Annotated in this window: 13 protein-coding genes; 2 read left to right on the forward strand and 11 right to left on the reverse strand. The window is 50.2% G+C overall.

The genetic code is table 11. From position 1 onward, the window contains the following. Window positions 1-75: 75 nt before the first annotated feature. From pepF to EL628_RS12100, 11 genes are all read right to left on the reverse strand, one after another. Window positions 76-1875: an oligoendopeptidase F gene (gene pepF, locus EL628_RS12055; protein ID WP_126580192.1), complete on the reverse strand. Its 1800-nt coding sequence runs from the start codon at window positions 1873-1875 to the stop codon at window positions 76-78. Between the two features lie 258 nt (window positions 1876-2133). Then, window positions 2134-3135 carry a glycosyltransferase family 2 protein gene (locus EL628_RS12060; RefSeq protein WP_126580193.1) on the reverse strand — a complete coding sequence of 334 codons (1002 nt, stop codon included), beginning with the start codon at window positions 3133-3135 and terminating at the stop codon, window positions 2134-2136. 368 nt (window positions 3136-3503) lie between these two features. Then, a complete protein-coding gene (locus tag EL628_RS29820; RefSeq protein ID WP_161975448.1) occupies window positions 3504-3668 on the reverse strand; it encodes a hypothetical protein in 165 nt (54 codons plus the stop codon). A gap of 185 nt (window positions 3669-3853) precedes the next feature. Further along, on the reverse strand, window positions 3854-4639 hold the full coding sequence (locus EL628_RS12065) for an amino acid ABC transporter ATP-binding protein (protein ID WP_307719290.1): 786 nt from the start codon (window positions 4637-4639) through the stop codon (window positions 3854-3856). 24 nt (window positions 4640-4663) lie between these two features. Continuing rightward, a complete protein-coding gene (locus EL628_RS12070; protein ID WP_161975449.1) occupies window positions 4664-5431 on the reverse strand; it encodes an amino acid ABC transporter permease in 768 nt (255 codons plus the stop codon). Between the two features lie 124 nt (window positions 5432-5555). After that, window positions 5556-6455 (reverse strand): ABC transporter substrate-binding protein, encoded by a 900-nt coding sequence (locus EL628_RS12075; protein ID WP_126580195.1) that lies wholly within the window; start codon window positions 6453-6455, stop codon window positions 5556-5558. Between the two features lie 468 nt (window positions 6456-6923). Further along, entirely contained in the window at window positions 6924-7718 is a 795-nt protein-coding gene (locus EL628_RS12080; protein ID WP_126580196.1) for an amino acid ABC transporter ATP-binding protein, read from the reverse strand. Between the two features lie 28 nt (window positions 7719-7746). Next, the gene (locus tag EL628_RS12085; RefSeq protein WP_161975450.1) at window positions 7747-8490 is read right to left on the reverse strand and encodes an amino acid ABC transporter permease; all 744 of its coding nucleotides are present in this window, start codon (window positions 8488-8490) and stop codon (window positions 7747-7749) included. A gap of 162 nt (window positions 8491-8652) precedes the next feature. Beyond that, window positions 8653-9525, reverse strand: coding sequence for an ABC transporter substrate-binding protein (locus EL628_RS12090; RefSeq protein WP_161975451.1), 873 nt, complete (start codon window positions 9523-9525; stop codon window positions 8653-8655). 516 nt (window positions 9526-10041) lie between these two features. Continuing rightward, window positions 10042-11103: a mannose-1-phosphate guanylyltransferase gene (locus EL628_RS12095; RefSeq protein WP_161975452.1), complete on the reverse strand. Its 1062-nt coding sequence runs from the start codon at window positions 11101-11103 to the stop codon at window positions 10042-10044. 248 nt (window positions 11104-11351) lie between these two features. Next, window positions 11352-12224: an acyl-CoA desaturase gene (locus EL628_RS12100; protein WP_126580200.1), complete on the reverse strand. Its 873-nt coding sequence runs from the start codon at window positions 12222-12224 to the stop codon at window positions 11352-11354. Between the two features lie 391 nt (window positions 12225-12615). On the opposite strand from EL628_RS12100, the gene murJ reads away from it, so the two are divergent. Then, a complete protein-coding gene (gene murJ, locus EL628_RS12105; protein ID WP_126580201.1) occupies window positions 12616-14919 on the forward strand; it encodes a murein biosynthesis integral membrane protein MurJ in 2304 nt (767 codons plus the stop codon). A gap of 9 nt (window positions 14920-14928) precedes the next feature. Then, window positions 14929-15978 (forward strand): homoserine dehydrogenase, encoded by a 1050-nt coding sequence (locus EL628_RS12110; protein WP_126580202.1) that lies wholly within the window; start codon window positions 14929-14931, stop codon window positions 15976-15978. The last annotated feature ends 6 nt before the right edge of the window (window positions 15979-15984 follow it).

Below are 15984 nucleotides of genomic sequence, written 5' to 3' on the forward strand. Positions count from 1 at the left end.
CCCGCTTTCTGTGTACTCTTCTGCAAATGAAGTTTTCATTCCGGGTGGCGAAGCCCTTTCATGAAAGTCTCCAGCTTATTTGCCCAGGAGCTCTTCCAATTGATTGAGATGAGACTCAAAGAGCTGGAAAGCTTCGCGGACCGGTTGGGGGGTAGTCATATCCACGCCAGCTTTTTTGAGCAGCTCAATGCTATAGTCTGAAGAGCCAGAGCTTAAGAACTTCAGATAACGGTCAACGGCTGGCTGTCCTTCGGTCTGGATCTTGTGAACCAGAGCGGAGGCTGCCGAGATGCCCGTAGCATACTGATAGACGTAGAAATTATAGTAGAAATGCGGGATGCGGGCCCACTCGATGCCGATGAGGTCATCGATGACGGTCTCGCCACCATAATATTTCTGATTGAGAGCGCTATAGAGCTCCGTCAGTTTATCGGCGGTGAGTGAGGTCCCCTCTTCCGCCTGGCTATGGATCTGATGCTCAAATTCTGCAAACATCGTCTGGCGGAAGAGAGTAGCGCGAATGTCTTCCAACGAATGATTGAGAATAGCAATCCGTACGGCAGGATCAGAGGTTGTTTTGAGCAAGTATTCGGTCAGCAGGCCCTCATTGAGGGTAGAAGCGACCTCTGCAACAAAAATGGTATAGTCGCCATACTGATAGGGTTGATGGGTGCGTGTATAGTGAGAATGCATCGAATGACCAAGCTCGTGGGCCAGGGTATACATGCTCTCGCGTTTGTTCTGGAAATTGAGAAGGATAAAGGGACGTGTGCTATAGGCCCCGCCGCTATAGGCCCCGCCGCGTTTGCCTGGCGTCTCATACACATCGATCCAGCGCTGGGTAAAGGCATCTCGTAGCGTCTGTCCATACTCAGCTCCGAGAGGTGCGAGCGCTTCGAGGATCGTATCGCGAGCCTGGAGATACGTGACACCATCGGTCGTCTCTTCGACGATTGGAGTATAGAGATCATACATATGGAGCTCATCGAGCTTAAGGATGCGTTTGCGTAGAGCCAGATAGCGATTGAGTAATGGAATATGTTCACCAACGGTCTCGATCAGATTGTCATAGACGCTGACGGGAATGTTATAGCGCGAGAGCGCCCGCTCGCGGCTTGTAGCGTAGTTGCGCTGACGTGTATAGAAAATATCTGTTTTCACCTGAGCCGAGAGGGTAGCAGCAATGGTATTGCGCTGCTTGAGGAACGTGCCATGGAGGGCCTCAAAAGCGGTCTTGCGCACAGAGCGATCTTTGCTGCGGATGAAGGTGAGATAATTCCCTTGCGTCAGTTCAACCTCTTCTCCCTCTTCGTTTGTGATAGTTGGGAGTTTGAGATCGGCGTTATCGATCATCGAGAAGATCGCATCAGGGGCTTCTGTGACTTCGCCAGCGGCAGCCAGAACAGCCTCGACCTCAGCCGAGCGGACATGGGGACGTTTGAGATTCAGATCCTCTAACTGATGGCGATAGAGAGTCAGCTCAGGTGTCTGCACTAAAAATTGTTGCAGGGTCTCCTGAGGGAGCGCAAGGATCTCTGGTTCAATAAATGAAGAGACGGTAGAAGTGCGCACATACAGCTGCATCGCGCGGTCGGCCATCGCAAGGGAGGCACCACGAGTTGTATCCTCATCTTTCCGCATAGAGGCATAGGTATAGAGACGTTCTAGACTCTCGTAGATCTCGTCACGTTTTTGGAGGAGGGCGAAGAGAGACTCACCGCTCTGAGCCAGTGTCCCCTTAAGGGCTTCGAGTTCGGGCAAGCGCTTTTGGAGAGCCTGGAAATCGCGTTCCCAATCCTCATCTTGAGCAAAAATACTGGCAAGATCCCATGTAAATTCAGCAGGAATTTCTTCGCGTTTTTTAAAAGTTTGCAATGCAGATACTACCTTTCCAAAAATAAGGTTTGTGATATGTGGCCGTTTTAGGATGGTACTCACATAATATCATATCTGTCTGTAAAGATGGTGATCGTACGAGAGAAAGTCTGTTTTGTATCCTGGCTGGAGACGTTATTCAAAGAATGTTGGGACAGAGGTCTTAAAAAGATGCGACCTCAAGACCAGAAGAAAGCCAGAAAGCGAGGATGATCCAACCTCTGGCCATCCTCGCTTTCTGGCTTTCCCTAGCTGTTTTTACTCATCGCTGTCCTCATCTTCATCCACGTACTCCTCATCTTCCTCGCTCTCGCTGTACAGAAGCAGATCATCGCGATCGCCCCACTTCTCTAAGAAGTGATAGAAATTGCGTTTCGTGATACGCGTACGTTCAGAATCGCTGAGCGCAGAGCTCTGTTCTTCCAGATGTCTTACCAGAGGGAGATTGTCCAGACGGATCGTTTGAAGCTCTTCATCGCGGATGGAGAAGCTAAAATCGATATCCATATACAATGGGAAGCGGTAGTGTTCATCAAAGAGCCCGGTCTCATGTAAGAGCGAGCGTTTGAAGGCCATACAGGTGCCATCAATGACCTCTACTTCGGACTCGGTGCTCTCCTCAAAGTGGCGCAGATCATCGGTGTGCAGACCGCAGGCGCCCGTTAGACCAATGGTCTCATCGGCCAGTGCCTCGGCCAGAGGGGTAAAGATATCGCCCGTGAGCTCGACAGCGGCATCCAGCAAAACGATATAACGACCGTGACTCTGTTTGAGCCCCACATTGCGGGCCTCGCCTAGAGGCATTGTGCGTGAAGTGCGCAAGAGATGGACGCGTGAATCGCGATGGCGTTGGGTCTCAGCCCAGAGATCAAAGCCATCCTGCGAAGCATTATCGACCAGTAGCACTTCCAGATTTGCGCCGCCTGCATACTTCAGAATACTCTCGCAGCAGCGGCGGGCGGCCATCGCGTTATTCTGTACCACAATGATCACTGAAAAGGTATTCAGATCAGGCTCTTCAAGCATAGAAGGGAGCTGGCGTGTAGTGCGATACAATTTCCCATCGACATTGATGCTAGGAAGAATCACGAGATGAGCCCCATGGGGATTATCTTTAACGAGGTAGCCAGCCTCTTCGAGCTGTCGCTTTAAGAGGTCTGCGCGATCATACTGACCACGGCGGCGCAAAATATCTCGCTCATGTGATAGTGCGAGAATCTCCTCTGGAATACTACTATGACGATATGGATGGGTAGACATACTCTAAAATCCTTCCTGCTACGTTAAAATCTAACCACAAATACCCACTTTATGCATAAGTAACCATGACGTGGTTCTCATTGACCGTGGACATGGCCAACTGAGAAGTGCGCTGAGTAATCTCTATTCGTCCCTGGTCCATACTATCCCCCCATCGCCAGTACATAAAAACGTATTCGGTGTATGCCGATCGTTAGCAGCCGTGAACACGAGGCATTAGCAAGATCTATCAGGTGGTTGTGGTGTGTGATGAGCTATGCTTATCGTTGAGCAATGAGCCCAAAGTGTAACATAGCAACACGTAATTGTATATGTATTTGCGGGTGCAAATCTTCTTTCTTTCTACCCTCTGAATAGAAGCCCTCTATTCAGAGGCGTAATTGATTGCCAGCGGCAAAGAAACAGACGTTGTGCCAGGACAGTGGCTGGTAGCCCTGTAGCTGACAGCGCAATATGGGAGCACTGAAAACAGTATGAGGTAACAAGCTGTGGCGACCATGATATGTGCCAAGCACTGAAGATGTAGAGAGCATAATAGGCGACTCCCTTCTAATCAAGGCACTGACAATTCAATGCAATTATAACATATTGACTGGCGGTGCACAGGTGAGAGGGGCATGGAAAGATGCGTGTTTTTATATCCTGGATGATCTGAGGATGATCTGAGAGCCACGTCCCGTACTACCAGGACGTGGCTCTCAGATCATCCAGGATGGCTTTAGAGAACCTTACCTAAGAATTCACGGGTGCGATCATTGAGGCAATCGCCAAAGATCTGTTCTGGAGGACCCTGTTCAGCGATCTGAGCTTTTTCCATAAAGACCACATGATCAGCGACATCGCGAGCAAAGCCCATCTCATGGGTAACTACGACCATCGTCATCCCTTCCTCAGCCAGGTCCCGCATCACCTTCAGCACTTCACCTACCAGTTCAGGATCGAGTGCAGAGGTGGCCTCATCAAAGAGCATTAACTTGGGCTGCATCGCCAGGGCGCGTGCAATGGCGACACGCTGTTGCTGCCCCCCAGAGAGCTTATGGGGATAGGCATGTTCTTTTTCCGAGAGCCCAACCTTCGCTAAGAGCTTTCTTGCACGAGCAACGACCTCATCTTTAGGCTGGCGAAGCACATGAATAGGGGCTTCAATGATATTCTCCAGCGCAGTCATATGAGCGAAGAGATTAAAGCGCTGAAAAACAAACCCAATCTGTGCTCGCTGACGAGCAATATTGGCATCACTATCTTCGATCAACCTGCCATTGTGTTCACGATAGCCAATGAGCTCTCCATCGATATAGATGCGACCACCATCGATCTTCTCAAGATGATTGAGGCAGCGTAAGAGCGTCGTTTTGCCGGAACCACTGGGGCCAATCACCACGACTGTCTGGCCGCGTTCAACGCGAAAATCTACGCCATTGAGGACCATATTCTGTCCAAAGCGTTTAATTAATTGCTCTGTCTGTACCATGGGACGCTTCTGTCCAACCATGTCCTGTACCATATACTATCCTCTCTCCTCGTTCTGCTAATGGGCCTGTCCAGAACCAGCACCAAAGCCCACGACACGCTGCGCCAGACTCTTTTCGGTAGCCTGATCGATTGCAACATTTCGTGCGCGGTCAGGATTTAAGCGATTTTCAATCCAGCGTTGAATGATCTCCCAGATCGTTGTTAAGGCCAGATAATAGACGGTAGCAACAATCAAGAGTTCAAAGATAATAAAGGTCTGTGCTCCATAGACGCGAGCTGTTCCCGTTAGCTCAAGCAGTCCAATGACCGAAGCGATCGAGGTGGTCTTCAACATATTGTTGAACTCGTTGCCGAGCGGCGGAACAATCACACGAGCGGCCTGTGGAATAATGATCCGGCGCATGGCCAGGGGATAGCGCATGCCCAGAGCTTTGGCAGCCTCCATCTGGCCAGCTTCAACTGAGCCAATGGCGGCGCGAATGATCTCTGACATGTAGGCCCCCTCGTTGAGCGAGAACGCAATGAGGATACAGGCGTAATCGGGCAGCAAGAGGCCAGGAACGAGCTGGGGAAGTCCAACCCAGAGCAGCAGCACCTGTACCAGCAATGGACTACCACGGAAGAACCAGAGATAGGCACGAGCGGGCCAGACCAGCCAGGGGAAGCGAGAGATCTGCATCAAGGCCAGAAATAATCCCAAAATGACGCCAATTAATTGTGCTACCACAGATATCCACAATGTGGTCCAGGCTGCCTTTAAAAACAGGAGATGTGGATCTTGAAAGAGAAAGTGCCAGACAACGTCCCAATGAAACATAGCCATGGCCCTCCTTTCTATCATCGAAATTCTAGCAGGTACAAAGATAAAAAGAAGTCTAAAGGCATCGGGCGCTTCGTGATGCGTTACTGCTTATCGCAGAGAGAGACCACGAAGCTGTTTACAGTCTTTATGCGTGACGTGGCTGTTCAGGGGACAGAGCAACCTTCTGACTATCCGTAAAGTTCCATTTTTTAAACAGGCCTTCATAGCTTCCATCGCTCTGGAGAGCCTTAAACGAATTTTTTACAGCATCCAGCATCGAACTATCGCCCTTGCGTACGACAATACCGTAAGGTTGGGCATGGACAACCGGGCCGCCAATCTCAAACTGCCCTGGATTAATGGTATTGTAATAGTCAGTTACTGGTGAGTCCTGGTAGGTGGCATCCACACGATTCTCAACCAGAAGCTGAATAACTTCAGTCTGTGAGGAAAGGACGGATTGTTTAATCTCAGCTTTGCCCTGCTGCTTACAGGCTGCACTGGCTGCTTCTAGATCAGCCTGTTCGACGGTCCCAATCTGGACGCCAACCTGGAGGCCACACAGATCCGCGACAGATTTCAGATGTTTAGGATTGCCTTTATGGACCAGAAGCGATTCGCCAGCATTAAAGTAGGGGACAAAGTCAAATTTGGCTTCGCGCTCAGCATTCACCGTTACCCCTGAGATAACCACATCGAAGCGTTTGTTATTGAGATCATCGAAGATCGTATCAAAGCTTGTGCGTTTAATCTCCAACTGAAGATTCATATGCTGTGCTAAGGACCTGGCGAGGTCGACATCAAACCCGTTGTAGTCATTGGTATTGGGGTCAAGAAACTCCATCGGAGTATACGATGGCTCCAGGCCAACGGTCAATTTTCCCGGTGTAACCAGATTTGATGGTGCAGCAACCGTTGCAACTGCTTTGGGCGTATTGTCTCCCGAGGTACTACCACAGGCACTGATGGTCAGTAAGAGCGTTGTGACAAACAGGAGGAGCAACGCAGGCCGCTGTTTGTATGGGATGGAGCGAATTGAGAACACAGAATAAAGACCTCCTCTAGGCTAATCGTGTCTTGCACAGAGAATCAGGAAGCATCTTGCCTTCTGGAACGACTAGAGGTATCTGTCTGTTCGACGAACAGATGTGGCACTCCCTGCAACCCCTCATTACCTATCTTCCTCTGCCATCAGGGCCATTGGATTATGTAAACCTGGTGGATAGCAATTGACCGGTGATTAATGTTGGTCAATTATAGCACACCTTGCTTGCTTTCACGAGTCACAGTTTGTATAGAAGAGAGTCGTTGCCATCATTCTAGCCAGGTGATCTGGAGCTGCGAACAGTCTCTATATGTGTGCATTATGCTGGTCAGGAAGAAGAGCGCTCCCTCATAGCGAGATCTCGCTATGAGGGAGCGCTCTTCTTCCTGACTGAGGAGAACGTAGCATCCCCTTGCCTATGGTAGTACGCAGGGCAGAAGTCGTGTCTCAATAAGGGCTTGAAAGGTATTAAAGAACCTTGCCGAGAAATTCACGGGTGCGATCGTTGAGGCAATCGCCAAAGATCTGTTCTGGAGGACCCTGTTCAGCGATCTGAGCTTTTTCCATAAAGACCACATGATCAGCGACATCGCGAGCAAAGCCCATCTCATGGGTGACTACGACCATCGTCATCCCCTCCTCAGCCAGATCCCGCATCACCTTCAGCACTTCACCTACCAGTTCGGGATCGAGTGCAGAGGTGGCCTCATCAAAGAGCATCAACTTGGGCTGCATCGCCAGGGCGCGGGCAATGGCGACACGCTGCTGTTGGCCTCCAGAGAGCTTATGGGGGTAGGCGCTGGCTTTTGCAGAGAGCCCGACCTTTTCCAGAAGTATCTGAGCGCGTTCAATGACCTCATGTTTTGGCTGACGCAGCACGTGAATAGGGGCTTCGATGATATTCTCTAGCGCAGTCATGTGAGCGAAGAGATTAAAGCGTTGAAAGACAAACCCGATCTGAGCCCGCTGGCGCGCAATATTGGCATCGCTATCTTCCACCAGGCGGCCATTTCGCTCTCGATACCCAATAAGTTGCCCATCAACATAAATGCGGCCACTATCAATCTTCTCAAGATGATTGAGGCAGCGTAAGAGCGTCGTTTTGCCGGAACCACTGGGGCCAATCACCACGACTGTCTGGCCACGGTCAACAGAGAAATCTACACCATTGAGCACGATCTGAGAGCCAAAGCTTTTGACCAGTTGCTGGGCATTTACCATAGGGGTGTCAGTAGTTTCGACAAGAGCACCTTCGTTTATCATAAGTACGTCGTTTTCCTCTCTGATTCCACTAACGGCCAAAGCCAGCTACACGCTGCACCAGACTTTTTGAAGTTGCCTTATCTATGGCTGCGCTGCGCACGCGGTCGGGATTCAAACGATTCTCAATCCAACGTTGAATCACATCCCAGATTGTGGTCATAATGAGATAGTAGACGGTGGCAACGATCAGGAGCTCAAAGACAATAAAGGTTTGTGCTCCATAAACGCGAGCTGTTCCTGTCAATTCAAGGAGACCAATCACTGAAGCAATTGAAGTGGTCTTCAGCATATTATTGAACTCGTTGCCGAGAGGAGGGATGACCACACGAGCGGCCTGTGGAATAATAATCCGGCGCATCGCCAGCGGATAACGCATGCCCAGAGCCCTGGCAGCCTCCATCTGACCACTATCAACTGAGCCAATGGCGGCTCGAATGATCTCTGACATATAGGCAGCCTCATTGAGCGAGAACGCAACAAGAATGCAGGCGTAATCAGGTAATAAGAGGCCGGGGACAATCTGGGGTAAGCCATTCCATAACAGAAGGACCTGTACCAGTAAAGGGCTGCCACGGAAGAACCAGAGATAGACACGGGCCGGTCCAACCAGCCAGGGGATGCGAGAGATCTGCATTAGCGCAATAAAGAGCCCAAGGATAACGCCAATCGTCTGAGCTACAACTGCAATCCAGAGAGTTGTCCAGGCAGCCTTAGGGAAGAGGAGAAAGGGGTCCTGAAACAGATATTGCCATACGATGTTCCAATTAAACAACGCAATATTCCTCCTTGAAATAGAGATTCCCTGTCTCTATCCAGAGGAGCAGGGAGCGAGCGTATGAGAGCTGATCGAATGAAATTGAAGAGCGGGTAGAAGCAGTGTCGAGCGCATTCGCCCACTCTTCAATTTCCTGGCAGAGAGCCACTATTTAGCGCATTAGATTTTTTGTGAAGGCGTAAAGCCCCACTTTGTGAAGAGCTTATCGTAGCTTCCATCGTCTTTCAACGATTTGAAGGCCGCCTTCACAGCATCGAGCATCGCTGTATCACCTTTGCGGATAGTGATTCCATAAGGAGCCGAGTTGACCACTGAGCCACCGACTACAAAGCGTCCAGGATTGATTTTATTGTAGTAATCGGTCACCGGGGAGTCCTGATAAGTGGCATCGACGCGGCCAGTTGCCAGCAGGTCGATGACCGCAGTCTGATCATCCAGAATCGTCTGTTTGATCTCGCCTTTCCCTTTTTGTTGACAATCTTTACTGGCGGCGTCCAGATCTTGCTGCTCAACGGTACCAGTCTGTACCCCGACATTGAGTCCACAGAGATCAGCGGTCGACTTCAAATTTTTTGGATTGCCTGTCTTTACCAGAAGAGACTCGCCCGCGCTGAAATAGGGGACAAAATCGAATTTCTTGGAACGCTTATCATTCACCGTGACGGAAGACATCACGATATCAAAGCGCTTATTATTAAGATCATCGAAGATCGTATCAAAACTTGTCTTCTGAATCGTCGATTTAATGCCCATACGTTGAGCGAGCGCTGCTGCCAGATCGACATCAAAGCCAGCAAAATTATTGGTTTTCGCATCCAGATACTCCATCGGAGTATAGGTTGTGTCGCTACCGACCAATAATTGCCCAGATTGTAACAGCGTTGTGGGAGGAGCAATCGTAGCAACAGTGGAAGGAGTAGAGCCTGTCGAGCTATTATCCGAGCCACAGGCAGCCAGGATAAGAGAGAAAAGGGCGGCTACCAGGAAATAGAGAGCAGGCAGGCGGCGAACAGTGCGGGTGGAAGTATGCATCAAAGCGGGAACCTCCTCGAGAGAAATAGTGATAAGATAAGAGTGAGTATTGCTTACCAAAAAAGGTAATGACGCCGAATGACCCTTGCGAGACAAAAGATAGTCAGAGTACTTCATCGTTATTATCATGCAGACCCGCACTGGTCGCAGAGCCTCGCTAAAAAACCTTCAAGCAAGAGACAGAAGAGTCCTTTGTAAGGATAAGACAAAAGATTCACTTATGTCTTTATATACGTCCATTTTAAGGCGAACTATCACAGTGAAAGCGGATAATTTTGGTTCTACCTGGTAAATGGCTAGCCTTTATAGCAAGCAGTCAATAGTTGTAGCGTAGTATAACATAGAATCAATAACTTGTGTGGGGTGAGTCTGGTGGGACAGTTTTTTTCCAAAAATGGATCGCCGCGAGCTTTCACAAAGAGAGCACCGCAGTTTTTCACTGGAGGTGCAATCGTTGTGGAGCCAGCGGCGACACACATTTTTACGTTGATCTGGTGAGCAATTGAAAAAAGAGACTTATATTTGTTTGGGTTGTTTATGGTGATGTTCAGATAACTCTTTTACACGTTGGACCTGTGTTTTGTGGCAGATTACCGTCATATCTTCCATTTCAACGACAACGACATCTTCGAGACCGACAGTATAGACGCGGCGAGAAGTATTATTATAAATAATCACATTCTGACTACCAAAGCCGGTATGTTCGCCAACTGCGCGAATTCCTTGTTCATCGGAAGGGAAGAGTGCTCCATATTGTTCCCAATTGCCAACATCATTCCACCCAAGATGTGCAGGTATTACAGTAAGATTATGAGATTTTTCGAGGATTCCATAGTCGATAGAGATAGACTGAAGGGTAGGCCAGAGAGCTTCGAGCGTATTAGGGTCATTAGAATTGACAATCTGATGCAGGGTATGGGCCATCTCTGGCAGATGTTCATTGAGTTCAGCCAGAATGGTTTTGACGCTCCAGATAAAGATACCGGCATTCCAGACATAATGGCCATCATCTAAATAACTTTGTGCGGTAGCGAGATTGGGTTTTTCAACAAAGCGTTCGACTTGATAGGCCTGATAGCCAAAGCCTTCACTGATCTTCTGGGCATAGCGGATATACCCATAGCCCGTTTCAGGCGAGGTAGGGTTGATGCCAATCGTTACCAATTTTCCTTGTTCCGCTAATTGATACCCGAGCTTAAGCGTTTGATGAAGTGCATCGACCTCTGTAATCACAGCATCAGCGCTAAAGATAGCCATAATGGCATCGGGATCCTGTCGAGCCACAGTCGCAGCTGCCCAGGCGATAGCCGGGGCGGAATTGCGTCCCATGGGTTCCCGCAGGATATGGGTCGCCGAGATGCTGGGCAGATGTTCCTGCACAAGATCAGCCATACTGCGACCGGTTACCACCCAGGATTGGGCGGGAGAGGCCAGGTCAGCGACGCGAGCCAGTGTCTCCTGAATCATACTATGCCCACTTGGGAGGGGCAAGAATTGTTTGGGGAAACTGGGTGTGCTCAAGGGCCACAAGCGCGTGCCACTACCACCGGCAAGAATCACGGCGTTGAGATGTTTCATGAAAAAGTACGCTCCTAACAGCATCGTACGTCTTTAATGTCCATGGAGCAGAAAAGGACCCATCACTCCATGTCATACCTTGAATTGTATAAGTGTTTGTCTGCACTGTCAAATGTATGAACAAAGATACTGTTTTCTCGCAGAGAGGGGATCCAGGAGGATTAGCCCTATTTTTACTGTACAAAACCCAAAGAAAAAGTGCTCAGTCAAGAATCGTCTTCTGAGCACTTTTGGTGGGATGGGCAAGTTTACTTGCTAGAGACAAGCACCTTGCCAGTGGCTGTGGCCACCGCATCTTTTTGGTAGCGTTTCTTCAGGAGTTCGGCGGGGATGCGATACACGTCTTTGACGAGGCCGAGGCGCTCCATGGTCCAGATAATATAGCCGGAGAGATCGAACTGCCACCAGTGCAGGCCATGGAAGGCTGAGCGGGGGAAGGCATGGTGGTTATTATGCCAGCCCTCACCAAAGGCCAGCAGGCCAACAACCCATTCGTTGCGGCTCTGATCGGATGTTTCAAATTCGCGTTTGCCAAAGGTATGGCAGATTGAATTGACGCTCCAGGTCACATGATGAGCCAGGAAGATGCGGACCAGTCCGCCCCAGAGCAAGCCCCACCAGCCGCCGATTGCAAACGGAATGGCCAGGGAGAGCAGAACCCAGACAAAGAATGTACGGCTCACAAACATGACAATGGGATCTTTTAACAGATGTGGAGTGTAGACTTTTGGATCGGCCATACTGTCTTTAAAGAGCCAGCCGACGTGTGAATGGAAGAACCCCTCGACCGGGCTATGTGGATCACCCTCGCGATCAGATTTGGCATGATGTTTGGTATGAGTTGCGGCCCATTCAATGGCCATACCTTCGAGCGACATCGAGCCCATGACCAGGAAAAGAAACTTAATGACGGGATTAGGCTTAAAGCTGCGATGAGTTAACATACGATGGAAACCCACAGTCACACCCAGAGCAGTAATTGTATACATGCTTAGGAGCAGCGCAAGATCGACTGCATGAATAGCACGCCCCCACAGTGAGTAGATTGCGTAAACAGTAGCGAGCAATGGACCAACGACGGCGACAAGAACGATGGCTTTATACAAAGGCGTGGGTTTCATCTAACCTCCAGGGTGACGATCTGTGAAAAGAGATTGTCACTACATTTCAAAATTTCCGATTGTACTAAGTAAGAGCAGAAGTCAGTGGATTTTGTTTCATGAATTTTTTTGTCTGGAAAAAAAGGCAACAATATCCTGTTTTATGCATGAAGAAAGAAAAAAAAGGACCTTCTGATGCACTACTAGTCAGAATTGCGATGGTATGATATGCTGAGCAGACGGGGCTGTGGCGATTGTTTGTAGTAGGGTCAGTAGAAGATCGTACAGCGATGAGATGCAAAGAATAGTACCACGACCTACAGACGTAAGAGCCATGGATCGGCTCATGCTTTTTCATTGGATGATTGAAAGCATTTTGTCTTGAAAAGAGACACAGCAGTAAGAGATCATTGTGGGAAACGAAGGACAGCAATTCCCCCGTCCAGAGCAGGGGTCACAACAGTATTATGAGTGGCAATATGATCCAGATGAGACAGAGATCGCGCCTCGTTCGCCTTCTCCTGTGCCACCACGATTATTTCAACGGCCTGCTCCAGGGCCTGTAGAACCTCCGCCACCCGGCCGCTCTATCCGGCAAGGGCCTATTACTGATATGGGGAGCTCGCTGGGGTATGGGCAGGGGATGGAGTATCAATATTATGATGTCCCCCAGCCCTCGCAGCCCATGGCTCAGTTGCGGCAGGAGCGCTTACAGCAGTTACGTGAAGAGCGTATGCGTCGCCAGCAGTTGCGAATGAGCCCTGGGGCCGGGGCCCCAACCTCGTTATTTCCATGGATGCAGCCACAGCGTCAGCACGATCGACCAGAAGTTCCTCCCACTCCCAAACTTCCATCGTGGCCGCCCAGCCCACCTGCTTCACCGCGGCCTACTGTCTCGAACGCGCCGCAATTATCGCCGCATCTCTCTCTGCCTTCACGTCCATTAGAGGCTGTGCGCGTCTCTACCAATCCACCTGCTAATTCGCTCATCGGTAATGAGTCAAGAGGGGGAGCCCAGCCGTCAGCTGGTGCGGCTGGACAAGATACTGGAATGATGCAACGTTTGCGCATCAGGCGTGCGACCATGGCTCTTACCATGGCCTTTGTGGCCAGCCGTGTTCTGGGTCTGTTGCGTACCTCAATGTTTGCCTTCGTGTTTGGAACCAGCGGCTTCTCAGATGCTTATTTACAAGCGTTTCTCATTCCTGATCTTATCTTTAATATTGTGGCTGGCGGTGCGCTGAGCTCGGCTTTTATTCCCGTCTTTACGAATTATATGGTTGGAGCGAAAGATGAGAAGAGTGCCTGGCATATTGCTAGCTCGGCTTTGAATCTCGCGTTAGCGATTATGGCCGGGCTTGCATTGATTGCTATCCTTTTTGCGCGTCAGCTCGTTCCACTGTACAATCCTGGAATTCATGATCCCAGGCAGCTTGATCTTATCGCATCTTTGACGCGCATCATGCTGTTGCAATCTGTTGTGCTTGGTGGCGGCGTTATTGTGACTGCGGTACTCAATGCAAGGCAGGATTTTAAGCTGCCCGCCGCAGGGACGGTGCTGTACAATGTAGGATTGATTCTTGGTCTCTTGCCGGGAATCTATCTGGCATTTCATGGTCAGCGCAACTACCAGTTTGCAGTGTATGCTGCTACCTGGGGCGTTGTCATTGGCGCGGTTTTGCAGGTCGGTATTCAGCTTCCGGGTCTCTTGCAAGTCGGGATGCAGTATACACCAAAATCATTTGACTGGCGTCACCCAGGAGTCCATCAGATTGGGCGGCAGATGGTCCCTCGTATCATCAATGCAGCTATGCTCTATGTCTCGACGTTTGTCGATCGTGGCCTGATTTTGTTGATGGTGGGGATTCCTGGTATTGGGAATGTGAATGGACTCATTACACAATATTATCAGGCCTTGCAGCTTGTCTTACTTCCGCTGGGCATTTTTGGTATGGCTGTCTCTACGGCTGCTTTCCCGACTCTGGCTGAAAACGTAGCAAAGAGCCGTTTTGATCGTGTGCGAGGCACCATTTTAGAGACGTTGCGCAATATCCTCTTTATGTCTATTCCTTCGAGTATTGGCTTAATAATCCTGGGCTTTCCAATTATTCAAGTACTTTTACAGCATGGCTCCTACACGTTGCAGAGTGCTCAGAATACTGCTGTCCCCTTGGGGTGTTTTGCGTTTGGTCTGGTAGGGCTGGCGGCAGTAGAGATTTTAACGCGCTCATTTTATGCCATGAGTGATAGTAAGACGCCGGTCATCATTAGCGTTGGGCAATTTGTGTTTAAGATTGCACTCAGTCTCTTATTGGTAAATCTGGCCGTCTGGGGTCCGCAGTGGGGAATGGGGGCGCTGGCATTTTCGACCGCGCTGGCGGGCCTGTTGGAAGCAGGCGTCATGTTCTGGTTGTTGCAGCAGCGTGTTGGGGACCTGCGCATACGGGAGCTGGGTCAGTTTGCGCTTCGTGTGTTCCTGGCGGCTCTGGCGATGGGTCTGGTACTGTTTGTGACACGGTTTCTATTGGATCTGATCCTTGTCACAACCCATGATAAGACGTTGGGTGTGGGTGGTACTATTATGGCCGTGATAAAATTGGCCTTAGAACTGTTTGTAGGCATTTTTGTCTACGTGCGGAGCGCACGCTTCCTGGGTCTTGAAGAAGTAGCGCCGTTGAAGCGTGTTCTTGATCGTCTCAAATTATCATGGATTTAGGGTTGTCGTATGAAACAGATTCGTCTTTCATTGCTTGGGTTTGGAGTGGTTGGTCAGGGGTTTGTCGAGCTATTACGCTCTAAGCGCGAGTTATTACAGCAAAAGTATGATCTCGATGTGCTATTAGTGAGCGTGGCCAATGGGCGACATGGTTTTATTTATCGCGAAGAAGGCTTAGATCCTGAGCTCCTATTGCGCCTGGCGGCTCAACGGAAAGCTTTAACGGAATATCCCGATATTCGCCACTGGGCCAGACCTCTTGATGGTCTTGAGGCCACTGGCGGAGATGTATTGGCTGAGGCAACGGGGACCAACTTGCAGGATGCTGAGCCAGGAATGAGCCATATCCGAGCCGCTCTCTCGCTGGGTATGCATGTGATTAGTGCGAATAAAGGACCTGCTGCTCTGGCGGGGCTTGAACTGTTGGAGCTGGCGCGAGAACAGGGAGTACAGTTGCGGCTGGAGTCGACTGTGATGGCGGGCACACCAGTAGTGAGTACCGTCCTGGAAGGTCTGGCTGGCGCGCAGGTCCAGGCGCTACGTGGTATTCTCAACGGGACGACAAATTATATTTTAAGTGCGATGGCTGCCGGGCGTGAGTATCGTGAGGTGCTGGCTGAAGCACAGAGTCAGGGCTACGCGGAGGCCGATCCTACCGCCGATGTTGAAGGATATGATGCAGTAGCAAAGACACTGATTCTTGCGGCGCTGGTCTTTGGGGAGACACTGAAGCCCTCTGATGTGGCTCGTCAGGGGATTACCGGGGTCACACAGGCTCAGATTGCTCAAGCTGCTGCTGAGGGGAAGCGTATCAAACTGGTGGCCTCTTTGCAGCGCGAGAACGAGCAGGGCCCTTTGCGTGCCAGTGTTGGGCCCATGGCTTTGCCGGCCAGCGATGCGTTGGCAGGTGTGGACGGTGCAATGAATGCTATCACCTTTCAAACAGATACATTGCCTGCTGTAACGGTCATTGGACCTGGAGCCGGACGATTGGAGACCGGACAGGGTCTCCTGGCTGATCTGATTGCCATCGCTCGATCGCAGCGTGTTGAAAGCTAGTGTTGA

The organism is Tengunoibacter tsumagoiensis, assembly GCF_003967535.1.
In the GTDB taxonomy this organism is placed as follows: domain Bacteria; phylum Chloroflexota; class Ktedonobacteria; order Ktedonobacterales; family Ktedonobacteraceae; genus Tengunoibacter; species Tengunoibacter tsumagoiensis.